This window comes from Streptomyces sp. NPDC048338 (assembly GCF_043201055.1).
In the GTDB taxonomy this organism is placed as follows: domain Bacteria; phylum Actinomycetota; class Actinomycetes; order Streptomycetales; family Streptomycetaceae; genus Streptomyces.
In genome coordinates, this window is the sequence record NZ_JBICYQ010000003.1 from 314,017 (window position 1) to 336,130 (window position 22,114).

Sequence of the window (22,114 nt, forward strand, 5' to 3'; positions counted from 1 at the left end):
GATCGTTGCGCTAGCCCTCTTCGGGGCCACCGCTCTCCTCGTCTGCCGACTTCTCTTCCTTCGCGGCCGGCGTCGCCCCGGGCTGGGGCTCGGCCACCGCCACGCGCGCGGGCCGGATGGTCCGCTCGCCGATGCGGTACCCCGGCTGCAGGATCGCCACGCAGGTCGTCTCGGTGACGTCCGGCGCGTACGAGTGCATCAGGGCCTCGTGGATCGTCGGGTCGAAGGGCTCGCCCTCCTTGCCGAACTGCTGCAGACCCATCTTGGCGACGACGGTCTCCAGCGATTCGGCCACCGACTTGAACCCGCCCACGAGTTCGCCGTGGTCCCGGGCCCGGCCGACGTCGTCGAGCACGGGCAGGAGCTCGGTCAGGAGGGTCGCGACGGCGATCTCCTTGACCGTGACCCGGTCCCGCTCCACGCGGCGGCGGTAGTTCTGGTACTCGGCCTGGAGCCGCTGGAGGTCTCCGGTGCGCTCGGAGAGAGCGCTGCGGATCTGGTCCAGCTGGGCGGTGAGACCGGCGGTCTCGGCCGTCTTGCTGCTTGCGTCCCCGGCCGGGGCCGCCGGGCCCTCCTCCGCAGAGGTGGGCTCGGCGGCTTCGGCGGCGTCGTCAGGGGTGCCGCCGGAGGGGACGTCGGGCTTCTCCTCGAAGCCCGGGGTCTCCTCCGACATCAGGCCGCGCCGCCCTTCGGCTTGTCCTCGTCGACGATCTCGGCGTCGACCACGTCCTCGTCGGCACCGTCGGCCTTCGCCTCGGCGTGCGGGGCGTCGCCGCCCGCGGCCTGAGCGGCCTGCGCGTCGGCGTACATCGCCTGGCCGAGCTTCTGGGAGACGGCCGCGACCTTCTCGGTGGCCGTGCGGATCTCCGCGGTGTCCTCGCCCTTGAGCTTCTCCTTCAGCTCGGCGACGGCGGTCTCGACCTCGGTCTTGACCTCACCGGGGACCTTGTCCTCGTTGTCCTTGAGGAACTTCTCCGTCTGGTAGACGAGCTGCTCGCCCTGGTTGCGGGTCTCGGCGGCCTCGCGGCGACGGTGGTCCTCGTCCGCGTACTGCTCGGCCTCCTGGCGCATCCGGTCGACCTCGTCCTTCGGCAGCGAGGAGCCGCCGGTGACGGTCATCTTCTGCTCCTTGCCCGTGCCCAGGTCCTTCGCGGTCACGTGCATGATGCCGTTGGCGTCGATGTCGAACGCGACCTCGATCTGCGGGACTCCGCGCGGGGCCGGCGGCAGACCGGTCAGCTCGAACATGCCGAGCTTCTTGTTGTACGCCGCGATCTCGCGCTCGCCCTGGTAGACCTGGATCTGCACGGACGGCTGGTTGTCCTCGGCCGTCGTGAAGATCTCGGACCGCTTGGTCGGGATCGTGGTGTTGCGCTCGATGAGCTTGGTCATGATGCCGCCCTTGGTCTCGATACCGAGGGACAGCGGGGTCACGTCGAGGAGCAGGACGTCCTTGACCTCACCCTTGAGGACACCGGCCTGCAGGGCGGCGCCGATGGCGACGACCTCGTCCGGGTTGACGCCCTTGTTGGCCTCCTGGCCACCGGTCAGCTCCTTGACGAGCTCGGCGACGGCCGGCATACGGGTGGAGCCACCGACGAGAACGACGTGGTCGATCTCGGACAGGTTGATGCCCGCGTCCTTGATGACGTTGTGGAACGGCGTCTTGCAGCGCTCGAGCAGGTCGGACGTGAGCTGCTGGAACTGAGCCCGGGTGAGCTTCTCCTCCAGGTGCAGCGGACCCTCGGCGGAGGCCGTGATGTACGGCAGGTTGATCGAGGTCTCCGTGGAGGACGACAGCTCGATCTTCGCCTTCTCCGCGGCCTCGCGGAGACGCTGGAGAGCCATCTTGTCCTTGGCCAGGTCGACACCGTGGCCGTTGGCGAACTGCTTCACCAGATAGTCGACGACACGCTGGTCCCAGTCGTCACCACCGAGGTGGTTGTCGCCGTTCGTGGCCTTCACCTCGACGACGCCGTCGCCGATCTCCAGGAGGGACACGTCGAAGGTGCCGCCACCGAGGTCGAAGACGAGGATCGTCTGGTCGTCCTTGTCGAGGCCGTAGGCCAGGGCGGCCGCGGTCGGCTCGTTGACGATGCGCAGGACGTTGAGGCCCGCGATCTCACCGGCCTCCTTGGTGGCCTGACGCTCGGAGTCGTTGAAGTACGCCGGGACGGTGATGACCGCGTCGACGACCTTCTCGCCCAGGTAGGCCTCGGCGTCGCGCTTGAGCTTCTGCAGGATGAAGGCGCTCATCTGCTGCGGGTTGAAGCTCTTGCCGTCGATGTCGATCTTCCAGTCGGTGCCCATGTGGCGCTTGACCGACCGGATGGTCCTGTCGACGTTGGTGACCGCCTGGCGCTTGGCGACCTCGCCGACGAGCACCTCGCCGTTCTTCGCGAAGGCGACGACGGACGGCGTGGTCCTGGCGCCTTCGGCGTTGGTGATGACGGTGGGCTCGCCGCCTTCGAGAACGCTGACGACGGAGTTAGTCGTGCCCAGGTCGATGCCGACCGCACGTGCCATTTCAATTCCTCCAGCTGACTTGAGTGGAACTGACTCAAGGATGCACGACAGCTCCCACAGAGTCAACAGACCTGAGTGGAGGGGGCTCAACTCTTCGCTCTGCATCCCACTCAAAGACAGCGGAACGAGCGCGTCGGTTCCCGGGCGGACGCCCCCGGGCGTGAGAGAGTCCGGAGTGCCGCAGCCGGGCAAAGCAGGTATATCCCATGAATATCCCGCGAAAGGGTGTGGGGCATGACGGCCAAGCGTGTACTCGACCTCACGGGCGGACTCCTCCTGCTGACGCTCTTCACCCTCCCGCTCGCCGCCGTCGCGCTCACCGCGGCCCTCACGACGGGCGGCCCGGGCCGCGTCCTGCGCCGCCGGACGATGGCCGGCCGGGGCGGTGACCCGTTCGTGATGCTGACCTTCCGCACGTCCGGCCCGCTCGCCGCCCTGCCCCTGCTCCTCCACGTCGTACGCGGGGAGATGTCCCTGGTGGGCCCCTGCCCCCTGGTCCCGGCACACCGGGAGTGCACGGGCGAGGCCCGCCGCCGGCTGTCCGTCCGGCCCGGCCTGACCGGTCCGTGGCAGGTCAGCGGGCGTTCCGAGCTGCCGTGGGAGGAGCGGGAGCTGCTCGACCTCCACTACGTGGACCACCACTGGCTCGGGATGGATCTGGCCATCCTGGCGCGTACGCTTCCAGCAGTGCGCAGACGCCGCGCGGCACGGACCGCCTGAGCGCGCGGGATCCGGCGGGAGGGCAAGGCTTGCCTGAGCGACACAGATCACCGCGGGCGCCGCTACAGCGCGGAGCCGTGACGGGGTAATCTCAGCACGGACTGAATAAGTTACCGCTTAGTAGCGCCACACTCGAACGTGCCGGCGCTCCGCCTCGCAGGCCCGCCCGAGGAGCCCCTCATGCAACTCGCCGCGATCGTCGTGTCGATCGTCATCACGGTGGTAGCCGTCGCGTTGTTCGGCCGCGCCATCGCGCAGATCTACCGCTTCGTGCGGCTCGGTCAGCCGGTACCCGCGGGCACGCGCACCGGCGACCCCACGCAGCGCACCGTCACGCTGGTCAAGGAATTCCTCGGCCACACCCGCATGAACCGCTGGGGCATCGTCGGCGTGGCGCACTGGTTCGTGGCCGTCGGCTTCTTCTCGCTGCTGCTCACCATCGTCAACGCCTTCGGCCAGCTCTTCCAGGCCGACTGGCTGATCCCGATCATCGGCGACTGGCTGCCGTACGAGATCTTCACCGAGTTCCTCGGCCTGATGACCGTCCTCGGCATCGTCACCCTGATCGTGATCCGGCAGCTGAACCGGCCGGGCGGAGCGGGCCGCAAGTCCCGCTTCGCGGGATCCAAGACGGGCCAGGCGTACTTCGTCGAGGCCGTCATCCTGATCGTCGGCGTCTGCATCATGACGCTGCGCGCCCTGGAAGGCGTCCAGCACCACGTGACCGGCTGGGAGCCGGGCTTCTTCGCCTCGTACCCGCTGATCGCGCTGCTCGACGGGCTGGACCTGAGCACGATCCAGCACCTCACCTACTTCTTCGCGGCGCTCAAGATCGTCACGTCCTTCACCTGGATGATCACGGTCTCGTTGAACACCAACATGGGTGTCGCCTGGCACCGCTTCCTCGGCTTCCCGAACATCTGGTTCAAGCGGAACTCCGACGGCTCCACCGCGCTGGGCCCGCTGCAGCCGATGACGACGGCCGGCAAGGAGATCGACTGGGAGGACCCGGCCGAGGACGCCGTCTTCGGTGTCTCCCAGGTCGAGCAGTTCTCCTGGAAGGGCATCCTCGACTTCTCCACCTGCACCGAGTGCGGTCGCTGCCAGTCGCAGTGCCCCGCGTGGAACACCGGCAAGCCGCTCTCCCCCAAGCTCCTGATCATGTCGCTGCGCGACCACGCGCACGCCAAGGCCCCGTACCTGCTGGCCGGCGGCGGCAAGGACATGGAGGGCAACGAGCAGGCCTCCGAGGAGCAGCTCAAGGACGTGCCGGCCGCGGCCCTGGCCGAGGCCGAGCGCCCGCTGATCGGCACCGCCGAGGAGAACGGCGTCATCGACCCGGACGTCCTGTGGTCCTGCACCACCTGCGGCGCCTGTGTCGAGCAGTGCCCGGTCGACATCGAGCACATCGACCACATCGTCGACATGCGCCGCTACCAGGTGATGATCGAGTCCGCCTTCCCGTCGGAGGCCGGCACGATGCTCAAGAACCTGGAGAAGAAGGGCAACCCCTGGGGTCTGGCCAAGAAGCAGCGCGTCGAGTGGACCAAGGAGGTCGACTTCGAGGTCCCGATCGTCGGCAAGGACGTCGAGGACCTCACCGAGGTCGACTACCTCTACTGGGTCGGCTGCGCCGGCGCCCTGGAGGACCGGGCCAAGAAGACCACCAAGGCCTTCGCCGAGCTGCTGCACATCGCGGGCGTCAAGTTCGCGATCATGGGCGGCGAGGAGAAGTGCACGGGTGACTCCCCGCGCCGCCTGGGCAACGAGCCGCTGTTCCAGCAGCTGGGCCAGGAGAACGTCGCGATGCTGAACATGGCGTTCGGCGAGGACGACGAGGACGAGTCGACGAAGAAGCCGAAGTCGGCCAAGAAGATCGTCGCCACCTGCCCGCACTGCTTCAACACGATCGCGAACGAGTACCCGCAGCTGGGCGGCGAGTTCGAGGTCATCCACCACACGCAGCTGCTCCAGCACCTCATCGACGAGGGCAAGCTGATCCCGGTGACCCCGGTCGAGGGCCTGATCACGTACCACGACCCCTGCTACCTGGGCCGCCACAACAAGGTCTACACGCCGCCGCGCGAGATCATGTCCGCCGTCCCCGGCCTGCGCCAGCAGGAGATGCACCGTCACAAGGAGCGCGGCTTCTGCTGCGGCGCCGGCGGTGCCCGGATGTGGATGGAGGAGCGGATCGGCAAGCGCATCAACAACGAGCGTGTCGACGAGGCCCTGTCCCTCAACCCGGACATCGTCTCCACCGCCTGCCCGTTCTGCCTCGTCATGCTGACCGACTCGGTCAACGGCAAGAAGAACGACGGCAAGGCCAAGGAGTCGGTCCAGGTCGTGGACGTGGCCCAGCTGCTGCTCGACTCGGTGAAGAAGCCGGTGGAGGAGCTCCCGGCCGAGCCCGAGCCGGAGCCCGCGCAGTAGCACTCCGCGAGCACCGGAAGGGGCCGCCCCGCGATCACGCGGGGCGGCCCCTTCCGCATGCCCGGCCCGCCAAGGCCCACCACGGCCCGCGGATGCCCGGGATGTCCCTTAGGGGATGTCACAGCTCAGTGGCAAAGGAGCGACCTGGCAGCGGGAACGGGTACGTTCAATGACGTGGCTGGATTCAGGAACGGACGCGGCAGGGACAACCGCCCCCCGCAACGACAACCGCAGCAGGCGCCGTACGGGTACAACGCGGCCCCGCCGCCCTCCCCGCAGCAGCAGTGGCCCCAACAGGGCCAGGGAGGCGGCCAGGGCGCCCCGTACGGGCACCGGCAGGCGCCCCAGGGGCACGGGGAGCCCGAGTACTTCGGCGACCCGTACGCGCAGCAGCAGCAACAGCACGCCGCGGCGAACAACCCGGGCCACACGCAGATGTTCAGCGTCCACGACGACCCGTACGGTGACGCCGCGACGTACCACTCCGGCGCGGCGCCCGTCCCCACGGGCCCCCGCCTGCCGTGGAAGGCACTGCTGAGCGGCATCGTGCTGCGTCCCGCCCCGACCTTCCTGCAGATGCGGGACCACGCGGTGTGGGGCCCGGCGCTGGTCGTCACCTTCCTCTACGGCATGCTGGCGATCTTCGGCTTCGACCAGGCGCGCGAGGAGGCGATCAACGCCACGCTGACGACGGCGATCCCGTACGTCCTGATGACGGGCGCCGGCTTCGTCCTCGGCGGTCTGGTCCTCGGCGCCGTCACCCACACCCTGGCCCGCCAGCTCGGCGGTGACGGATCGTGGCAGCCCACCGTGGGCCTGTCGATGCTGATCATGTCGATCACGGACGCGCCCCGGCTGCTCTTCGCCCTCTTCCTGGGCGGCGAGAACGGCCTCGTGCAGGTGCTCGGCTGGGCGACCTGGCTGGCGGCCGGCGCGCTGTTCACCCTGATGGTGAGCCGCTCGCACGACCTGCCCTGGCCGAAGGCGCTGGGCGCCTCGGCGATCCAGCTGGTGGGCCTGCTCTCGCTGATCAAGCTCGGCACGCTGTAACCCCGCCCGTACAGACGCGGGAAGGCCCCCACCGGACACCGGTGGGGGCCTTCCCGCGTCTGCGGTTCATCCGCTCACGCGTCGAGGACCTGGCCCTCGCGCCTGACGACGGGCGGCTCGACGGACCAGGGGAAGTTGATCCACTCGTCGGTCTTCTTCCACACGTACTCGCACTTCACGAGCGAGTGCGACTTCTCGTAGACGACGGCGGAGCGCACCTCGGCGACGTGGTCGACGCAGAAGTCGTGGACCAGCTTGAGGGTCTTGCCGGTGTCGGCGACGTCGTCGGCGATCAGGACCTTCTTGTCGGAGAAGTCGATCGCGTTGGGCACCGGCGCGAGCATCACGGGCATCTCCAGCGTCGTGCCGACGCCGGTGTAGAACTCGACGTTCACGAGGTGGATGTTCTTGCAGTCGAGCGCGTACGCCAGACCACCGGCGACGAACACGCCGCCGCGCGCGATGGAGAGGACGACGTCGGGCTCGTAGCCGTCGTCGGCGATGGTCTGCGCCAGCTCGCGCACGGCCCGCCCGAAGCCCTCGTAGGTCAGGTTCTCGCGTACCTCACTCATACCGGTCACCGCCTCATACCTGGGTCCGATGGAAGTTCATGAAGGAGCGGGAGGCCGTCGGCCCGCGCTGCCCCTGGTACCGCGAGCCGTAGCGCTCGCTGCCGTAGGGGAACTCGGCGGGCGAGCTCAGCCGGAACATGCACAGCTGCCCGATCTTCATCCCGGGCCAGAGCTTGATGGGCAGGGTGGCGAGGTTCGACAGCTCCAGGGTCACGTGCCCGGAGAAGCCGGGGTCGATGAACCCGGCGGTGGAGTGCGTCACGAGGCCCAGCCGGCCCAGCGAGCTCTTGCCCTCCAGGCGCGACGCGATGTCGTCCGGCAGCGTGATGACCTCGTAGGTCGAGGCGAGCACGAACTCGCCGGGATGCAGGATGAACGCCTCGTCACCCTCCGGCTCGACCTCACGCGTCAGGTCGAGCTGCTCGACGGCGGGGTCGATGTGGGGGTAGCGGTGGTTCTCGAACACCCGGAAGAAGCGGTCAAGCCTCACGTCGATGCTCGAGGGCTGCACCATGAATTCGTCGTACGGGTCGATGCGCACCCGTCCGGCGTCGATCTCGGCCCGGATGTCCTTGTCTGAGAGAAGCACGACCCCACGATACGCAGAGGGCGCGGACCTCCCCCAATCGGGAAGACTCCGCGCCCGGACATCATCGGCGCTGCTCAAGCTCCACGGGTACCGCGTGCCGCAATCGCGCACACCGTGGGCACCGGACCAACCGCCCGGGCCCGATCCGCCCGGACCCGAGCTGCTGCAACGGGAACGAAGCGGTACTGAACACGTGCCCCTCGGCACAACGGACGACGGTGCGCTCCATCGAACCCATCAAGTCCCTTCCCCGACAAGTGGTGGACGAGACAGCCACATTAGGGGATCAACAGGACACGACTCCAGGCGGCGCTCCGCCACGGACAGCCACGTCTCGACTTCGGCATGGGGTACAGTGTCGGAGTCTGCGGTACCGATCTTCGGGCCGCTGCGCGGATGTAGTTTAATGGTAGAACATGAGCTTCCCAAGCTTATAGCGCGGGTTCGATTCCCGTCATCCGCTCTTCTACGAAGCCCCAGGTCAATGGCCTGGGGCTTCGTCGTTGGTAGGCCGCCTCGCCGGTGCGTACACCCTTCGGCCCCACGAGATGGGGCACGCGGAGGACATGAACACCGCATCGCCTCGCCGGAGGTGCTGACCTGCCCTTACGGCGGCGTTACCGCCACTGCGGCCAGGTAGAAGCTCTGAGCCGGGTGTTACCCGTACCGGAATCATGGGGCCGCCTCGCCCTCCTGCGGAATAATCAGGGCATGGCAGCCACGCCCAGCGTTCCCGAGCTCCGCCGCGCAAAGTTCGCCAGGCGGCTTCCCGCCGAGCTCTCGGAGCTCGGCGGCCCCGCCCACGGCCATGTCGACCTTCCGCTGCACCTCGCGTGGTCCGGCCTGTCCCGGTTCGACCTCGACCAGCCCCGACTGCGGATGGGCTGCTACCGGATCGTGCTGGCCGAGGGGCAGCACGATGACCTGGTCCGCTACCTGAACCGGGAACTGCTCGTCACCATGTGGCCCGTCCTGCGCACATTGATCAGCCGGGACCTCCGCGATGTCTGGGAAGACGCCTTCAATGGACTGACGCCCGACGCCCAGGCTGCTGCGTGAATCTCACGGAACTGCACCGACGGCTCCTCGCGGATGTCCTCGCCGTGGGCGATGTCTACCCGCTCGTGCTCACGGGTGGCTACGCCGTCCAGGCACACGGACTGGTCGACCGGCTCAGCAAGGACCTCGATGTTGCCACCGAGAACCCGGAGCCGATGGAGAAGATCGCCGCCACCGTGCGCGCAGGACTGGAACAACGTGGCTGACAGGTACGAGCGTTGGAAACCGACCCGCTGTCCGCGCGGCTGATCGTCACCGACACCTCTACCGGCGAGGAGTGCGAGGTCGATGTCCTCAAGGAAGCACTCTGGCGTCCGCCGGTGAAGACTCAGCACGGCCTAGTGCTTTCCCTGGAGGGCGTGGTCGGCACGAAGGTTCGCGCGCTGGCAGACCGGGGCCTGGCGCGTGACCTGATCGACGTCCGGGCGGCAACGGACCGCTGGAGTCACATCGAGCTCGAAGAGCTCGGCCGCCGCCACGCCCGTGACAGCTTCGACCTCTCCGATCTTCTTCGTCGTTGTGCGGATCTTCCAGGCACTAGTGAGCGGTGAGCAGATAGGTGAGGTGGGTGACCCGGGGGGAGGCCACCACCCGTGCGGGTTCGAGGCCGAGGGTCGGCGAGACGCCGTCGAAGAGGCGGACCCCCGCGCCCAGGACGAGGGGGGCCAGGTGGATCTGGAGTTCGTCCAGGAGTCCGGCCTCGATGAACTGCCGTACGGTGTCGGCGCCGCCGGAGACCTGGACGTCCTTGCCCCCTGCGGCCTCTCGGGCCTGAGCGAGGGCACTGTCGATGCCGTCGGTGACGAAGGTGAAGGTGGTGCCGCCCTGGCGGACCCATGGTTCGCGAGGGGTGTGGGTCAGGACGAAGACGGGGGCGCGGAAGGGCGGCGGGTCGGGCCAGCCGACCTCCCCCTCGGCGAACATGCGGCGCCCCATGATGTAGGCGCCGGCGCGGGCGAAGTTGCCCTGGACGATGTCGTCGTCCTGGTTGGTCTGCCCGCCGCCGATGCTCTGGCGCTCCCGCCAGCTCTCGACGCCGAAGACCCATTCGTGGATGCGCATTCCGCCGTCGCCGAGCGGATTGTCGGGACCGGAGCCGGGGCCGGCGATGAAGCCGTCCAGCGACATGCCCAGGCTCGCGAAGACCTTGCTCATGCCTGCTCCTCGGCGGTGAGGAAGGCGGTCAGGGCGGGGGCGAGGAGGGCGGGGGCGATGGCGTGCTCCTGGCCGGGGAAGACCTGGAGGCTGAAGTTGTCGGCCAGGCCGGCGAGTTCGCGGGCGCCGGTGAGCATGTGGGGCGCGCCCGCGTCGCCGCTGCCGACGAGGACGGGCACGGTCACGGACTGCCAGCGATCGGTGGGCAAGGGGCGTCCGGACATGGTGTCGCCCATGATCCGGCCGTCGTAGGGGAGCGTGGGGGCGACGGCCTCCATGTCCGCCCAGAAGGGGGCCTGGCGCATGCCGTCGACGGCCTCGTCGGGCAGGCCCACGGCGGCGGTCATGAAGTAGGCGGCGGCGTCGCCGCACGCGCCCCGTCCCACCAACTCCTCCAGGTGCGCGACGTAGTCGGAGGGCAGCGGCGGACGGCTGCCGTCGGTGACGAACGGCGGCTCGTACAGGGCCAGCCGGGTCACGGCGCTGCCCCGGGCCGTCGCCTCCAGCGCCAGCACGGCACCGGAGGACATGCCGAACAGCATGGCCTCGCCGCCGGCGCGCTCGATCAGGGCGTCCAGGTCCTCGACCTCGCGCTGCACGTCGTACACCGTCCCGTCACCGCTGTCACCACGGCCCCGGCGGTCGTAGGTGAACACCGTGAAGCGCTCGGACAGCAGGCCGGCGAGTTCCGCCGACGCGTGCCGCGTCATGAAGGCACCGCCGACGAGCACCAGCGCGGGGCCGGAGCCCTGCTGTTCGAAGACGATGACAGTGCCGTCGGCCGAGAAGACCTTGTCCATGTGAAACCCCCATACGTGTGCGGTCCGCCGGAAGGCTTCGCCGCTCTGGAACTGGACGGTACAGTACTCACACGGGTACTGGTCAGTCCAGTACTCTTCGGGGCGGGAAGACGACGGACCAGAGGAGTCGAAGATGGACAGCCGTTCAGCACAGAAGCACCAGGCGATCCTGGACGCCGCGACCGCCGTGTTCCTGGACAAGGGGTACGCGGGAACGAGCATGGACGACATCGCGAAACTGGCCGCGGTCTCCAAGCAGACCGTCTACAAGCACTTCGCGGACAAGGAGAAGCTCTTCTCCGAGATCATCCTGGCGACCACCGACCGCATCGACAGCACGATCGACCTGGTGGCCGACGTCCCCGTCACGGCCGACGGCCTGGACGAGAACCTGACCCGTCTCGCCCGCCGGCTCCTGGCGACCCTCACCCGCCCCGAGGTCATCCGGCTGCGCCGGCTGATCATCGCCAACGCCGACGCCTTCCCCGCACTCGGCGCCGCCTGGTACGAACAGGGCTTCGAGCGGGTCCTGGTCACCCTGGCCGCCACCTTCCGGCACCTCACCGACCAGGGAGTACTGCACGCCGACGATCCCGTGCTGGCCGCACACCACTTCGCGGGGCTCGTGCTGTGGATCCCCGTGAACCAGGCCATGTTCCACGGCAGCGCCCAGCACACGGAAGCCGACCTCGACCTCTACGCGACAGCCGGCGCCCGCGCCTTCCTCGCCGCGTACCGCGCTCCGGTCACCCCGTGAGATGTGGCGGCCACGCCCCACCGCACCGGCCGCGCCGCCGTTCGTGCTGCGCCTGGCAACATGCTCATGGCGCGGGTTCGATTCCCGTCATCCGCTCGTGAAGAAGCCCCAGGTCAGTGACCTGGGGCTTCGTCGTCGTCCGGACCTCTTCGTCAGCTCTGCGCGGTGTCGTCGCCCGTCTGCGCGGCGCCCTCGGTCGCGCCCGCCTTCTCGCGCATCTTGCGCACCAGCTCCGCCTTCCGGTCGGCGGCACCCTGGCGGTCGAGGTTGCGGTGCGGACCGTTGTTCTGGCGTTCGGCGCGGGACAGCCTCTTGCGCTGGCCGCCGCCCTGGCCCACGGGGTTGTTGATGTTCTTGCTCACGGTCATGGGGTTCTCCCGGTTACGAGGTGGAGTGATCTACGGATTCATCGGTGGGGGAAGGGCGCGGCGACGTCGATCGAAGGACGTCAGGAGCCCGTCACGCTCTCACTCGTGAATCGGCGCCTGAATCGGCGTCTGGAAGAACATGACAAAGACGGTACCCGCTTCCGCCGGCCCCGCACACCGAACTCTCGCCGCCCTCGGTCGGCCGGGTGCGGCAGGTTCACCGAGTCGACTCGGCGATGCCGGGAACAGGGGCGACGAGGATCTGTGCGGCCGAGGTGACGTTCTGCGCGTCGATCGCACGGGCCCTGGTCACGAGCGCCGCGTCGGCCGTCGCGTGCGGCGGGACCACGAGCAGCGCGAAGTGATCGTGGTCGCCACGGGTGATGAGCACGGTGTCGTCACCGACGGGGAAGGAGTCCAGATGCACGACCCGGTCGTCGACGACCACCCGCGCCGGGACCTCCTGCCAGGCGGTGGCGTCCAGCCGACCCGCGTGAGGGGCCGAGGTACTCCGCGTGCCTGTGGTCCCGCCCGCGGCCGTCGGCCGTGGCCGGCTGTTCCCGGTGGGAAATCACCTGGTCAGAACGGCTCGTCCGACCATGGGGCGGAGTAGGCTGAAGGCACCGGGAGTAACTCGAACACCCGCTCCCACGCGGACGTCGTTTCCGGCGATCAAGACACTGGGCCGCCCTGCAGGGCGGCCCGGAGACGGGTCCGCGATCATGACCGCCACCCTCTCGACCCCACTCTCGGCGCGCCTGTCGCTGACACCGAAGACCACGAAGGCCGGCCTCCTGGACGGCGCCTGGTGGCCTCGTTCGCGTGACCTCGCCGCCGAACTTCCGTCTCTGGTCGCCGCCCTGGATGGCCGCCTGGGACGGATCACGCGTGTCCTGGTGAACCCCACCCACTGGCCGGTCGTCCCGCACAAGGTGCCCGTCACCGGGCACATCGTGCATGTGGGCTGGTTCACCGAACAGGATCCCGACAAGATGATCCTGCTCTCCTACACCGTCGGCCGCTGCGACCTGCTGGTGATCCCGCCGGAGACCGAACCCGACGCAGCCGCCCGGCTCATGGCCGCCGCCGCCACTCCCGGCGGTGTCCTCACCGCCGGTGCCCTGATGTCCGACGAAGCCGGGACCGGCCGCCGTATGCGGGCCGCCCGGAGCAGCGAGGACGCCTGGGAGACCGATGGCGGATCCGCCCGGCCACCCCGCCGGCACCCGGTCGTCGGCGCGCGGATGATCGCGATGCCGGGAAGCATGCGGAGATGACGACATGGAGACCCTGATCGCGCTGGCGGCAGGCGCCCTGCTGATCGCACTCGGCATGCGCCTGATCCACCGGCTCAACGCCCAGCACGACGCACGCATCGCGGCGCACCGGTTCAGCGATCCCTTCCCGGCCATCATCCGGCCGCCCGGGCACGGCCGTCACCCGTCGACAGGGCAGGCCGCCCGCCGCCAGGTCACGGGCACCTGGCCCTGACCACCGCCTCAGACCACTCCTCCGGCCGAAGGCCCCGGGTGCCCCACGCCGACGAGGTCCGGGCAGCAGCGGGGCCTTCACAGCTTCACAGGGAGAGGACTCGATCATGGCGACACTCCGCGAGCGACAGGACTACCGCGAACGGGTCCTCACCGCCCTCTACGAAGCCACCGAAGGCAACCGTCTCCTCGGAGTCCCGGGGCGGAAGCTGCGGAACGACCTGCGCATCCCGGAGGAGGACCTGGCCGCCGCCTGCACCTACCTGGCCGGCGAGGAGCTGATCACCGTCGACTGGGACCCGGGCAACACCCCCACGATGGTCTCCCTCACCCACCAGGGAATCCGCCGCATGGAGGCCGCAGAGGAAGCACGCGGCTGAGCCGTACTGCCCGACGGCCCGCGCGCTACTGCCCGACGGCCCGCGCGCTACTGCCCGACGGCCCGCGCGCCCTCCTGGCTCGTCCGGACGCCGGCATGACCGCCCTGCGCCCCACTCGTCTCACTGTTCGAGGTCGATTACCTCGCTGCCGAACACGCAAAAATCTATGTTGGCGAGAGTAGACATTGGGCGGTGGCGTGGTTATGGTTTCTCTCGTAGCGCAGAGAGACAGCAGGGCCTGGCAGAGACGAACTGCCGGCAGTAGCAGTACAGGTGGTTGTAGTTCGCAGGACGGTGCGGCGGTGGAGTTTCGAAGCCAGGGCTGTTGCAGGACGGCGACGGGACTGACGGCCGGACCGGGTGGCCCGCAGTGATCAGGGGCCGCCGGCGCGGGTCCGCGGTCATGACAGACGCGGTACCCGTGAGCGCAGTACGCAGTACCCAGCAGTGAAGTCAGTGAGCAGTACGCAGGAGAGCATCACCAGTTCGATCACCGAGGGAAGAACGGAGGGACCCGCGCCATCAGGATCGCCCGGGCGGAAGTCGTGAGCCCGGGTACCGCAGGACATCGATAGTGAGGTGGTCTCCGGTCAAGCAACCGCGATCCCCGCACCCCCGACAGCAGCCAGGTCGGGTCCGCGGACACAGAAAGCCGGCGCATTGTCAGGGCCGGCAGGTGGTGTAGTAGTTCCTTCGGGGCCCTGGTGCCGTACGGCATCAGGGCCCCTCAACGCGTTCCACGAGAGAGGTGCAGATGACAGCAGACGATTCGTACGACCGGCTCGACGACGACGATTACCCCGCCTACACGATGGGCCGGGCCGCGGAGATGCTCGGCACCACCCAGGGCTTCCTCCGCGCCATCGGCAAAGCCCGCCTGATCACCCCGCTGCGCTCCGAGGGCGGCCACCGCCGCTACTCCCGCTACCAGCTGCGCATCGCCGCCCGTGCCCGGGAACTGGTCGACCAGGGAACCCCCATCGAGGCCGCCTGCCGCATCGTGGTCCTGGAGGACCAGCTCGAGGAAGCGCAGCGCATCAACGCCGAATACCGCCGCGCAGCCGGCGCAGCCGAAGCGGCCGACCCGCCGCCCGCGGACTGAAGCGGTACGCCGGCGGGCCCCGCGCACGGACACCGGCGTTCCCCAGGCCGGTGACCCGCGGTTCTCGTGTCGTCCGGGCACGTGATCCTTCGTGGCCGCGGGCGTTTGATCAGACCGCTGCACGCGGCGCGGTGGCGGGCGCCTCGGCCTGCCTGGCCTGGAGCAGTCGCTGTCGCGCGGCGCCTCCCGAGACGCGGTGCAGGCGGTACCCGCCGGGCTTGCCCGCCTCGTCGGCCAGGTGCTTGACGACACCCGTGCACACGGCCTCCTTGAGCTTCGCGCCCAGGCGGCCGTCGATGTTGAACCACACCGCGACGTCGGACCGGTTGGCGAACTGGAAGATGCCGTCGCCGCGGCCCAGGCTGATGCACTGCGCGGCGAACGACTGGTTGAGGGTCTCGGGCCGCTCCCCCGCGATCCGGCTGAGCACCGTGTCGGCGGCCCGCGCGCCCATCGGCATCGCGGCCTGGCAGCTCATCCGCAACGGCAGGCCCGACGGTGCCGCCGAGTCCCCCGCCGCGATGATGCGTTCGTCGTCCACGCTGGTCAGCGTCTCGTCCGTGAGCAGGCGGCCCAAGGCGTCGGTGCTCAGCCCGCTGCGCACGGCCAGGTCGGGCACGCCGAAGCCGACGGTCCAGATGGTCACCGCGCTCGGCAGCTCGCGGCCACCAACGAGTCGGACGGTGTCACGGGTCACCGCCGTCACCCTTGTGTCGGGGCCGTCGAGCACGGTCACCCCGAGCCCGGCCAGGCGCCGCGCGACGGAGCGGCGGCCCCGGGGGTGCAGGTACGGGCCGAGCTCTCCGCCGCAGACGAGGGTCACGGTGCGGCCCGCCTCCGCCAGCTCGGCGGCGGTCTCGATACCCGTCGGACCGGCTCCGACGACCGTCACCGCGGCCGCCGCGGACGCGGCGTCGAGGACCGGTCGCAGTCGCCCGGCCTCCTCGAAGGTGCCGATCGGGTGAGCGAACTCGGCCGCGCCGGGCACGTTCGGGTCGGCGCTGCCACTGCCGACCGCGTAGACCAGGTAGTCGTAGCCGACGGCGCCGCCGGACGCCAGCGCCACGCTGCGCCCGACCGCGTCGATCCGGGTCACGGTGTCGACCACCAGTCGGACGTCCTCCCCCAGAACCTCCCGGTAGTCGACGACCGGATCGCCCGTACCGCCCACCAGTTGGTGCAGGCGGATCCGGTGGACGAAGCTCCGGCGCGGATTGATCAGCGTCACCGTCACGTCGCCGCGCTGCGTGAGGCGATTGGCCGCCATGACGCCGGCGTACCCGCCACCGATCACGACCACATCGATGTTCTCGTTCATGGTGTGTCCTCCGCTCCAAGGGGTTCGGCCACAAGACGCCGACGACCCGGCTTCTGTGACAGGTACGGCCATGTGACTTGCGCAACAACCGAGTTCACGTGCGTGCGGTCGCCGCACCGCTGGGGAGCGACCGCACGGAGATCCCGTGGCGATCCACTCCATCGACGAGATCGCGGGCCGCCGACGCGTCACGGCGCACGGTCCGCGCGTCCCTCCCCGGCGTCGACCACCTGCTCCTGCTTCTCGCTCAGCGGGGCAGCGCGTCCGGCTCGGCCAGATCGTCCTTGTCGAGGCGAAGACCGGCCGCCGCGATGCCCTCCTCCACGTGGGCCACCACGAGGTGCCGGGAATCGGGAGGACGACGGGTGACTCAGCCATCGTCCGGGCGAGTTCGGCCTGGGCGGGAGAGGCTCCGTGCCGATCGAAGAGTTCGGCAGGCCCCGCAACGGGTGACCGAGCCCGGGCCCGGCAAGATCGGCAACACGCCCCCACGCCCTCTAGATGCGGGCGAACGTCTCGGTCTGCTGGGCGAACTCCTGGGCCGTGGCGGCGCCGACGGTGGGCCTGGTGTCGCCGATGGTGGCCAGGTAGTCGTCGGTCGTGGGGCGGGCCCGGGTTCCGGTGTCGAAGGTGCGCTCGAACTGGACCTGGGAGACGGTACGCGCCACATGGGCGATGTCCGCGGGGGTGAATCCCTCGCTGACTGAGGCCAGCGCCGCACTGTCGGCCTCCGCGCCCGCCCGGGCCAGGTAGCTCTCCCACAGCGCGGTCCTCGCGCGGTGGTCGGGGGGACCGATCGGCAGCACGTAGTCGAAACGGCCGTGCCGCAGGAAGGCGGAGTCGAGCGTGGTGACGTCGTTCGTGGCGCAGACGAGCAGCCGCCCGTCCTGGCCCCGGAACCGGACGATCGCCTTCAGCAGTTCGTTGACGACACCGACCGCGGTCGCGTCCGCGCCGCTGCGCGTCCCCGCGATCTCCTCGACCTCGTCGATGAAGACCAGGACGTGGTCGAGCTGGGCGATCTCGTCGAAGCGCCGGTTCAGCCCGCTGGCCAGTCCGTACTCGGCGGCCAGACGTGCGGGAAAGAGTTCCAGGAAGGGCCAGCCCAGGCGGCTGGCGATGGCGTGCGCGAACGTGCTCTTCCCGGTCCCGGGCGGACCGAACAGCATCACCGCCCGCGGCGGCTCCACCCCGTGCTGCGCGGCCAGTTCCGGGTGGGCCAGTGGCAGGACCAGGCGCCGCTCGATGAGCCGCTTCTCCCTCTGCATGCCCGCGACCTTCTCCCAGAGCCCGCCGGGCGGCAGCTCTGCCCCGAGCGAGGAGAGCATGCTGACGGCCTGAGGCGTCACCGGCCCGCGCTTCTCGAAGAAGAGCAGGCCCGAGCGGGCGCCGAAGCCACAGTTGTGCAGCGCGGCGGCGCCGGTCCCGCTCGCGGGCAGGACCGCCTGCACCGTGCGGACCCCACCGGTGAACAGCCGGTGCTCCAGAGCCGTGATCAGGCTGCTGCCCAGTCCCCGGTGTCGCCAGGCCGGCGCCAGGCAGATCCGCAGGATCGACGCCCGGTCACCTTCCACCCTGCTCACCGCGGCACCGACCACCACCTCGTCGGCCGTCGCCACCACGGCGGGGTGGAGGGCCTGGAGGGCGGCCACGGCGTCCGAGAGCGGAGCCAGAGGCGGCTCCTCCGCCGTGCCGCCCTCGGCGTCGACGCGGATCACCGCTTCGAGATCGTCCTGGGTGTAGTCCCTGACCCGCCAATCCGTCATGACCAGCTCCGTGCGTCGGCCGCACTCCCTCACCACCACGTGGTCTCACGGTACTCCGCGTTGCCGAGGCGCCGCGCGGCCGTCCGAAGGGCATCGCCCGGTGGATCCCGTCCGTCCGGCCGCGCCGCGGAGTAGGCTGAATGCACCGGGAGCAACTCGCACACCCGCTCCCACGCGGACGTCGTTTCCGGCGCTCAATACACCGGGCCGCCGATGGCGGCCCGGGGACGGGCCCGCGACATGACGACCTACGCTCCCCCTCTCCCCGCGCATTCGGCGCGCTTGGCGCTGACACCGCCGAGCCCCCTCGTGGGCCGGCTCGACGGTGCCTGGTGGCCCCGTTCGCACGATCTGCCGGCCGAACTGCCGGCGCTGGTCGACGCCCTCGAGGAACGCTGGGGGCGCATCACCCGCGTGACGGTGAACCCCGCCCGCTGGCCCGTCGTCCCGCACAAGGTCGCCGCGACGGGCCACACCGTGCACGTGGGCTGGTTCACCGAGCAGGACGCCGACAAGATCATCCTGCTCTCCCTCGCCACCGGCCGTTGCGACCTGCTGGTGATCCCTCCCGACGCCGAACCCGGCGCCGCAGCACGGCTCATGGCCGCGTCCGCCGTCCCCGGTGGCCACCTCACGGCCGGCGCCCTGCTGGCCGACGAGGCCGCGACCGGCCGCCGCCTGCGGGACGACGCCCGCAGCGGTGAGGACGCCTGGGAGACCGACGGCGGGTCCGCCCCGCCGCCCCTCCGTCACCCGGTCGTCGGAGCGCGGATGATCGCCCCGCCCACCCATGGCCGCAGGCGCGCGGGCACCTGGGCCTGACTCTCCGTCGGGCGCGGGCGCCCGGCACGCCCGCAATATCTGTGCCCGCCGGATGAGAATTGGAAGAACCGCGCGATGAGGGTTCTTTCCGCGGCGGGCGGAATGAAATTCGGTGCAGCCCGCCGGCGACTTCGGCATGCTACTGTCGATATCAGTTGCAGTTGTGGTTCCCAAGAATTTCAAGCGCTCCGGCATGCCATCGCGCCGCCTGGAGAGAGCTTTTACAATCGCCGGTCATTTCCGGACGGGGTAATCATTGCGGCGACACGGCGTCCGCACAGTGCGTACGCCGATGTACTGCCCCAGAGGAGATATGACATGGCTACTGGAACCGTGAAGTGGTTCAACGCGGAAAAGGGCTTCGGCTTCATCGAGCAGGACGGTGGCGGCCCCGACGTGTTCGCCCACTACTCGAACATCGCCGCCCAGGGCTTCCGTGAGCTGCAAGAGGGCCAGAAGGTCAGCTTCGACATCGCGCAGGGCCAGAAGGGCCCGACGGCCGAGAACATCGTTCCCGCCTGACGCCGGCACGCACTTCGCAGCTGGGGCCCGCATCCTTCGGGGTGCGGGCCCCAGCTGCATGCATTTCCCGCAGCGGTCCCGACTGCAGGTCGATTCCGAGGAATCCCCGGTCCCACCGCGCCATCACCCGCGCCTGAGCCCGCACATGAGCGCCACCGGCCAGGTTCGCATCGCATTTCATTCGGCCCGTACTTGCAATTCTCCGCGCGGCACACGCGGCGGGAATTCCTTGATATGCGCCGTATCGAGGAAGGTTCCGCATGAACCGCACACGTACAGACGAACGATCCACCCGTACGCGCCACGGCGGCGCCTCCCAGGGTGCCGGCCGCTTCGGCGGAAAGGCCCCCGCCCGCTCCGGCGGGCCCGGTCACCCGGGCGGCCGCGGCCGTCACCGCACCACCGTCCAGGGCGAGTTCGCCCTGCCGCGGACGGTCACCCCCGCGCTGCCCGCCGTCGAGGCCTTCGCCGACCTCGACATGCCCGACCAACTGCTCGCCGCGCTCACCGCACAGGGCCTGACCGTGCCGTTCCCGATCCAGGGCGCGACGCTGCCGAACTCCCTCGCGGGCCGCGACGTGCTCGGCCGCGGGCGCACCGGCTCCGGCAAGACCCTCGCCTTCGGGCTGGCCCTGCTCGCCCGTACGGCCGGTCAGCGCGCCGAGCCCCGCCAGCCGCTGGCCCTGGTCCTCGTCCCGACGCGCGAGCTGGCCCAGCAGGTCACCGACGCCCTCACCCCCTACGCCCGCGCCGTGAGGCTGCGCCTGACCACCGTCGTCGGCGGGATGTCCCTCGGCCGCCAGGCCGGCGCCCTGCGCGGCGGCGCCGAGGTCGTCGTGGCGACGCCGGGCCGTCTCAAGGACCTCATCGACCGCGGCGACTGCCGGCTGGACCAGGTCGCGACCACCGTCCTCGACGAGGCCGACCAGATGACCGACATGGGCTTCATGCCGCAGGTCACCGCGCTTCTCGACCAGACGCGCCCCGACGGCCAGCGCATGCTGTTCTCCGCCACCCTCGACCGCAACGTCGACCTGCTCGTGCGCCGCTACCTGACCGACCCGGTCGTCCACTCCGTCGATCCGTCCGCGGGCGCCGTCACCACGATGGAGCACCACGTGCTCCACGTGCACGGCGCGGACAAGCAGGCCGCCACCACCGAGATCGCCGCGCGCGACGGCCGCGTGATCATGTTCCTGGACACCAAGCACGCCGTCGACCAGCTCACCAGCCACCTGCTCAGCAGTGGGGTACGGGCCGCGGCCCTGCACGGCGGCAAGTCGCAGCCGCAGCGCACGCGGACCCTCGCGCGGTTCAAGACCGGGCACGTCAGCGTGCTCGTCGCCACCAACGTCGCGGCCCGCGGCATCCACGTCGACAACCTCGACCTCGTCGTCAACGTGGACCCGCCCACCGACCACAAGGACTACCTCCACCGCGGCGGCCGCACCGCCCGCGCCGGCGAGTCCGGCAGCGTCGTCACCCTCGTGACCCCGAACCAGCGTCGCGGGATGACGCGGCTCATGGCCGCCGCCGGGATCACCCCGGTGACCACCCAGGTCCGCTCCGGCGAGGAGGCGCTGACCCGCATCACCGGCGCCCAGGCCCCCTCGGGCGTCCCCGTCGTCATCACCGCTCCGGCGGCCGAACGCTCCGACCGCGCCGCCTCCTCGCGCGGTGGTGCCGCCCGAGGCCGGCGCCGGGCCCCCGCCGGACGGCGGGCGCCCGCACGGCGTCCGGCCGCCTGAACGCGTCCGGCACTCCGATCCGTCCCCGCAGGAGGAACCTCTTGACCTTGCCCCCGACGCACACGACCACGGTCGAGCCCGCGCCGCAGGTCCGTGACGACATGACCGTCGAGGTCGCGATCTCGGTCCTGACCAGCGCCCGCTCCGAGCACCTGATCGTCTGCGACGAGGACGACCAGTGCTCCGGCCTGGTCACCATGGCCCACCTCACGGCGATCCGCGACAGCGCCGCCTACACGGACCGGGTCCGCCTGCGCGACGCCCTCGGCACCCCCGTGTCCGCCTGACGGACGAAACGGCCGCGAGGGCCGAGGACCATGCGGCGAGGGCCCGACCGGCACGTTCCGGTCGGGCCCTCACCGCTGTCCCGACGCGGTCGGCGGGGCGGCGGGAGCGGCGGATGGTGTTGAATTTCCCTCGGGGCCCCGGTGTCTGACGCACCAGGGCCCTGACGCGCTCCCCGGAAGAGGTGCAGATGACAGCGGACGACTCGCTCGGCGGCCGCCTTGACGACGATGACTACCCCGCCTACACGATGGGCAGGGCCGCCGAACTGCTCGGCACCACACCCGGTTTCCTCCGCGCCATCGGAGAGGCCCGCCTGATCACCCCGCTCCGTTCCGCGGGCGGGCACCGCCGCTACTCCCGCTACCAGCTGCGGATCGCCGCCCGTGCCCGGGAGCTCGTCGACCAGGGCACACCGGTCGAGGCCGCCTGCCGCATCGTCATCCTCGAGGACCAGCTCGAGGAGGCCCAGCGCATCAACGCCGAGTTGCGCCGCGCCGAAGCGGCCCGGCGAGCCGACGGCACCGACAGCGACGGCTGAGCCCGTCGCGACCGGCCGCCCGGCCGCGTGAGGCGCTGACCCGCGCGCCGACGCCACCGACGGCCCTCCAGCGGCCGTTCCCGTCGCCCGGCCCTCGACGAACGGGCCGAC

The 22,114-nt window shown here is 70.2% G+C and carries 24 protein-coding genes, 1 tRNA gene and 1 pseudogene; 16 read left to right on the plus strand and 10 right to left on the minus strand.

Annotated features, from left to right (window positions below):
- Window positions 1–10: 10 nt before the first annotated feature.
- Window positions 11–673, minus strand: coding sequence for a nucleotide exchange factor GrpE (gene grpE / locus ACGFZF_RS08995; RefSeq protein ID WP_356603507.1), 663 nt, complete (start codon window positions 671–673; stop codon window positions 11–13).
- Entirely contained in the window at window positions 673–2,526 is a 1,854-nt protein-coding gene (dnaK, locus tag ACGFZF_RS09000) for a molecular chaperone DnaK (protein WP_393552254.1), read from the minus strand. Before dnaK ends, grpE begins: the two co-directional genes overlap by 1 nt.
- Before the next feature lie 234 nt (window positions 2,527–2,760).
- Here dnaK and ACGFZF_RS09005 point away from each other — a divergent pair, with 234 nt between their 5' ends.
- The 3 genes from ACGFZF_RS09005 to ACGFZF_RS09015 all read left to right on the plus strand — a co-directional run bounded on the left by ACGFZF_RS09005 (window position 2,761) and on the right by ACGFZF_RS09015 (window position 6,729).
- A complete protein-coding gene (locus ACGFZF_RS09005; protein ID WP_393552258.1) occupies window positions 2,761–3,246 on the plus strand; it encodes a sugar transferase in 486 nt (161 codons plus the stop codon).
- A gap of 180 nt (window positions 3,247–3,426) precedes the next feature.
- Window positions 3,427–5,679: a (Fe-S)-binding protein gene (locus ACGFZF_RS09010; protein ID WP_393552261.1), complete on the plus strand. Its 2,253-nt coding sequence runs from the start codon at window positions 3,427–3,429 to the stop codon at window positions 5,677–5,679.
- 174 nt (window positions 5,680–5,853) lie between these two features.
- Window positions 5,854–6,729: a Yip1 family protein gene (locus ACGFZF_RS09015; protein ID WP_393552264.1), complete on the plus strand. Its 876-nt coding sequence runs from the start codon at window positions 5,854–5,856 to the stop codon at window positions 6,727–6,729.
- A gap of 74 nt (window positions 6,730–6,803) precedes the next feature.
- On the opposite strand, the gene ACGFZF_RS09020 is transcribed toward ACGFZF_RS09015, so the two are convergent.
- Both ACGFZF_RS09020 and dcd read right to left on the minus strand, forming a co-directional pair.
- The gene (locus ACGFZF_RS09020; RefSeq protein ID WP_356776177.1) at window positions 6,804–7,301 is read right to left on the minus strand and encodes a phosphoribosyltransferase; all 498 of its coding nucleotides are present in this window, start codon (window positions 7,299–7,301) and stop codon (window positions 6,804–6,806) included.
- 13 nt (window positions 7,302–7,314) lie between these two features.
- Window positions 7,315–7,890, minus strand: a complete 576-nt coding sequence (gene dcd, locus ACGFZF_RS09025) for a dCTP deaminase (protein ID WP_383555364.1) — start codon at window positions 7,888–7,890, stop codon at window positions 7,315–7,317.
- A 392-nt stretch (window positions 7,891–8,282) separates the two neighbouring features.
- Between dcd and ACGFZF_RS09030 the strand changes: the two genes are divergently transcribed.
- The 3 genes and pseudogenes from ACGFZF_RS09030 to ACGFZF_RS09040 all read left to right on the plus strand — a co-directional run.
- Window positions 8,283–8,353: transfer RNA gene (locus ACGFZF_RS09030), tRNA-Gly, on the plus strand.
- 248 nt (window positions 8,354–8,601) lie between these two features.
- On the plus strand, window positions 8,602–8,949 hold the full coding sequence (locus ACGFZF_RS09035) for a transcriptional regulator (RefSeq protein ID WP_393552269.1): 348 nt from the start codon (window positions 8,602–8,604) through the stop codon (window positions 8,947–8,949).
- Window positions 8,946–9,467, plus strand: a pseudogene (locus ACGFZF_RS09040) (nucleotidyl transferase AbiEii/AbiGii toxin family protein); the annotation flags it as partial. The gene ACGFZF_RS09035 and the pseudogene ACGFZF_RS09040, both read left to right, overlap by 4 nt.
- A gap of 19 nt (window positions 9,468–9,486) precedes the next feature.
- Here ACGFZF_RS09040 and ACGFZF_RS09045 read toward each other — a convergent pair.
- The gene (locus ACGFZF_RS09045; protein ID WP_393552272.1) at window positions 9,487–10,104 is read right to left on the minus strand and encodes a dihydrofolate reductase family protein; all 618 of its coding nucleotides are present in this window, start codon (window positions 10,102–10,104) and stop codon (window positions 9,487–9,489) included.
- Window positions 10,101–10,904, minus strand: a complete 804-nt coding sequence (locus ACGFZF_RS09050) for an alpha/beta fold hydrolase (protein ID WP_393552275.1) — start codon at window positions 10,902–10,904, stop codon at window positions 10,101–10,103. The genes ACGFZF_RS09045 and ACGFZF_RS09050 overlap by 4 nt, the downstream gene beginning before the upstream one ends.
- Window positions 10,905–11,037: 133 nt before the next feature.
- Between ACGFZF_RS09050 and ACGFZF_RS09055 the strand changes: the two genes are divergently transcribed.
- Window positions 11,038–11,661 (plus strand): TetR/AcrR family transcriptional regulator, encoded by a 624-nt coding sequence (locus ACGFZF_RS09055; protein WP_393552278.1) that lies wholly within the window; start codon window positions 11,038–11,040, stop codon window positions 11,659–11,661.
- A 152-nt stretch (window positions 11,662–11,813) separates the two neighbouring features.
- On the opposite strand, the gene ACGFZF_RS09060 is transcribed toward ACGFZF_RS09055, so the two are convergent.
- Window positions 11,814–12,029, minus strand: coding sequence for a DUF6243 family protein (locus tag ACGFZF_RS09060; protein WP_393552281.1), 216 nt, complete (start codon window positions 12,027–12,029; stop codon window positions 11,814–11,816).
- 217 nt (window positions 12,030–12,246) lie between these two features.
- Window positions 12,247–12,477, minus strand: coding sequence for a DUF5994 family protein (locus ACGFZF_RS09065; RefSeq protein ID WP_393552284.1), 231 nt, complete (start codon window positions 12,475–12,477; stop codon window positions 12,247–12,249).
- A gap of 274 nt (window positions 12,478–12,751) precedes the next feature.
- Here ACGFZF_RS09065 and ACGFZF_RS09070 point away from each other — a divergent pair, with 274 nt between their 5' ends.
- The 4 genes from ACGFZF_RS09070 (at window position 12,752) to ACGFZF_RS09085 (ending at window position 15,001) form a co-directional block, all read left to right on the plus strand.
- Window positions 12,752–13,306, plus strand: coding sequence for a DUF5994 family protein (locus tag ACGFZF_RS09070; protein ID WP_393552287.1), 555 nt, complete (start codon window positions 12,752–12,754; stop codon window positions 13,304–13,306).
- A 4-nt stretch (window positions 13,307–13,310) separates the two neighbouring features.
- Window positions 13,311–13,520 carry a hypothetical protein gene (locus ACGFZF_RS09075; RefSeq protein WP_393552290.1) on the plus strand — a complete coding sequence of 70 codons (210 nt, stop codon included), beginning with the start codon at window positions 13,311–13,313 and terminating at the stop codon, window positions 13,518–13,520.
- 106 nt (window positions 13,521–13,626) lie between these two features.
- Window positions 13,627–13,899, plus strand: coding sequence for a hypothetical protein (locus ACGFZF_RS09080; RefSeq protein WP_393552293.1), 273 nt, complete (start codon window positions 13,627–13,629; stop codon window positions 13,897–13,899).
- Window positions 13,900–14,653: 754 nt separating this feature from the next.
- Window positions 14,654–15,001 carry a MerR family transcriptional regulator gene (locus tag ACGFZF_RS09085; protein WP_393552296.1) on the plus strand — a complete coding sequence of 116 codons (348 nt, stop codon included), beginning with the start codon at window positions 14,654–14,656 and terminating at the stop codon, window positions 14,999–15,001.
- Window positions 15,002–15,110: 109 nt separating this feature from the next.
- On the opposite strand, the gene ACGFZF_RS09090 is transcribed toward ACGFZF_RS09085, so the two are convergent.
- Both ACGFZF_RS09090 and ACGFZF_RS09095 read right to left on the minus strand, forming a co-directional pair.
- Window positions 15,111–16,319: an NAD(P)/FAD-dependent oxidoreductase gene (locus tag ACGFZF_RS09090; RefSeq protein ID WP_393552299.1), complete on the minus strand. Its 1,209-nt coding sequence runs from the start codon at window positions 16,317–16,319 to the stop codon at window positions 15,111–15,113.
- 497 nt (window positions 16,320–16,816) lie between these two features.
- Window positions 16,817–18,085 carry an ATP-binding protein gene (locus tag ACGFZF_RS09095; protein WP_393552302.1) on the minus strand — a complete coding sequence of 423 codons (1,269 nt, stop codon included), beginning with the start codon at window positions 18,083–18,085 and terminating at the stop codon, window positions 16,817–16,819.
- Window positions 18,086–18,325: 240 nt separating this feature from the next.
- Between ACGFZF_RS09095 and ACGFZF_RS09100 the strand changes: the two genes are divergently transcribed.
- From ACGFZF_RS09100 to ACGFZF_RS09120, 5 genes are all read left to right on the plus strand, one after another.
- Window positions 18,326–18,907, plus strand: coding sequence for a DUF5994 family protein (locus tag ACGFZF_RS09100; RefSeq protein ID WP_393552305.1), 582 nt, complete (start codon window positions 18,326–18,328; stop codon window positions 18,905–18,907).
- 318 nt (window positions 18,908–19,225) lie between these two features.
- Complete coding sequence (locus ACGFZF_RS09105) at window positions 19,226–19,429, plus strand: cold-shock protein (RefSeq protein WP_030939356.1); 204 nt, start codon at window positions 19,226–19,228, stop codon at window positions 19,427–19,429.
- A gap of 260 nt (window positions 19,430–19,689) precedes the next feature.
- Window positions 19,690–21,177 (plus strand): DEAD/DEAH box helicase, encoded by a 1,488-nt coding sequence (locus ACGFZF_RS09110; RefSeq protein ID WP_393552309.1) that lies wholly within the window; start codon window positions 19,690–19,692, stop codon window positions 21,175–21,177.
- Window positions 21,178–21,218: 41 nt separating this feature from the next.
- On the plus strand, window positions 21,219–21,464 hold the full coding sequence (locus tag ACGFZF_RS09115) for a CBS domain-containing protein (protein ID WP_393552312.1): 246 nt from the start codon (window positions 21,219–21,221) through the stop codon (window positions 21,462–21,464).
- 188 nt (window positions 21,465–21,652) lie between these two features.
- Window positions 21,653–22,003, plus strand: a complete 351-nt coding sequence (locus ACGFZF_RS09120) for a MerR family transcriptional regulator (RefSeq protein WP_393552315.1) — start codon at window positions 21,653–21,655, stop codon at window positions 22,001–22,003.
- Window positions 22,004–22,114: the final 111 nt, after the last annotated feature.

What these genes read in the sequence shown, in the direction of transcription:
- grpE (WP_356603507.1), bottom strand. Translation starts at nt 673, where the DNA reads ATGTCGGAGGAGACCCCGGGCTTCGAGGAGAAGCCCGACGTCCCCTCC.
- dnaK (WP_393552254.1), bottom strand. Translation starts at nt 2,526, where the DNA reads ATGGCACGTGCGGTCGGCATCGACCTGGGCACGACTAACTCCGTCGTC.
- ACGFZF_RS09005 (WP_393552258.1), top strand. Translation starts at nt 2,761, where the DNA reads ATGACGGCCAAGCGTGTACTCGACCTCACGGGCGGACTCCTCCTGCTG.
- ACGFZF_RS09010 (WP_393552261.1), top strand. Translation starts at nt 3,427, where the DNA reads ATGCAACTCGCCGCGATCGTCGTGTCGATCGTCATCACGGTGGTAGCC.
- ACGFZF_RS09020 (WP_356776177.1), bottom strand. Translation starts at nt 7,301, where the DNA reads ATGAGTGAGGTACGCGAGAACCTGACCTACGAGGGCTTCGGGCGGGCC.
- ACGFZF_RS09035 (WP_393552269.1), top strand. Translation starts at nt 8,602, where the DNA reads ATGGCAGCCACGCCCAGCGTTCCCGAGCTCCGCCGCGCAAAGTTCGCC.
- ACGFZF_RS09045 (WP_393552272.1), bottom strand. Translation starts at nt 10,104, where the DNA reads ATGAGCAAGGTCTTCGCGAGCCTGGGCATGTCGCTGGACGGCTTCATC.
- ACGFZF_RS09050 (WP_393552275.1), bottom strand. Translation starts at nt 10,904, where the DNA reads ATGGACAAGGTCTTCTCGGCCGACGGCACTGTCATCGTCTTCGAACAG.
- ACGFZF_RS09055 (WP_393552278.1), top strand. Translation starts at nt 11,038, where the DNA reads ATGGACAGCCGTTCAGCACAGAAGCACCAGGCGATCCTGGACGCCGCG.
- ACGFZF_RS09060 (WP_393552281.1), bottom strand. Translation starts at nt 12,029, where the DNA reads ATGACCGTGAGCAAGAACATCAACAACCCCGTGGGCCAGGGCGGCGGC.
- ACGFZF_RS09070 (WP_393552287.1), top strand. Translation starts at nt 12,752, where the DNA reads ATGACCGCCACCCTCTCGACCCCACTCTCGGCGCGCCTGTCGCTGACA.
- ACGFZF_RS09075 (WP_393552290.1), top strand. Translation starts at nt 13,311, where the DNA reads ATGGAGACCCTGATCGCGCTGGCGGCAGGCGCCCTGCTGATCGCACTC.
- ACGFZF_RS09080 (WP_393552293.1), top strand. Translation starts at nt 13,627, where the DNA reads ATGGCGACACTCCGCGAGCGACAGGACTACCGCGAACGGGTCCTCACC.
- ACGFZF_RS09085 (WP_393552296.1), top strand. Translation starts at nt 14,654, where the DNA reads ATGACAGCAGACGATTCGTACGACCGGCTCGACGACGACGATTACCCC.
- ACGFZF_RS09090 (WP_393552299.1), bottom strand. Translation starts at nt 16,319, where the DNA reads ATGAACGAGAACATCGATGTGGTCGTGATCGGTGGCGGGTACGCCGGC.
- ACGFZF_RS09095 (WP_393552302.1), bottom strand. Translation starts at nt 18,085, where the DNA reads ATGACGGATTGGCGGGTCAGGGACTACACCCAGGACGATCTCGAAGCG.
- ACGFZF_RS09100 (WP_393552305.1), top strand. Translation starts at nt 18,326, where the DNA reads ATGACGACCTACGCTCCCCCTCTCCCCGCGCATTCGGCGCGCTTGGCG.
- ACGFZF_RS09105 (WP_030939356.1), top strand. Translation starts at nt 19,226, where the DNA reads ATGGCTACTGGAACCGTGAAGTGGTTCAACGCGGAAAAGGGCTTCGGC.
- ACGFZF_RS09110 (WP_393552309.1), top strand. Translation starts at nt 19,690, where the DNA reads ATGAACCGCACACGTACAGACGAACGATCCACCCGTACGCGCCACGGC.
- ACGFZF_RS09120 (WP_393552315.1), top strand. Translation starts at nt 21,653, where the DNA reads ATGACAGCGGACGACTCGCTCGGCGGCCGCCTTGACGACGATGACTAC.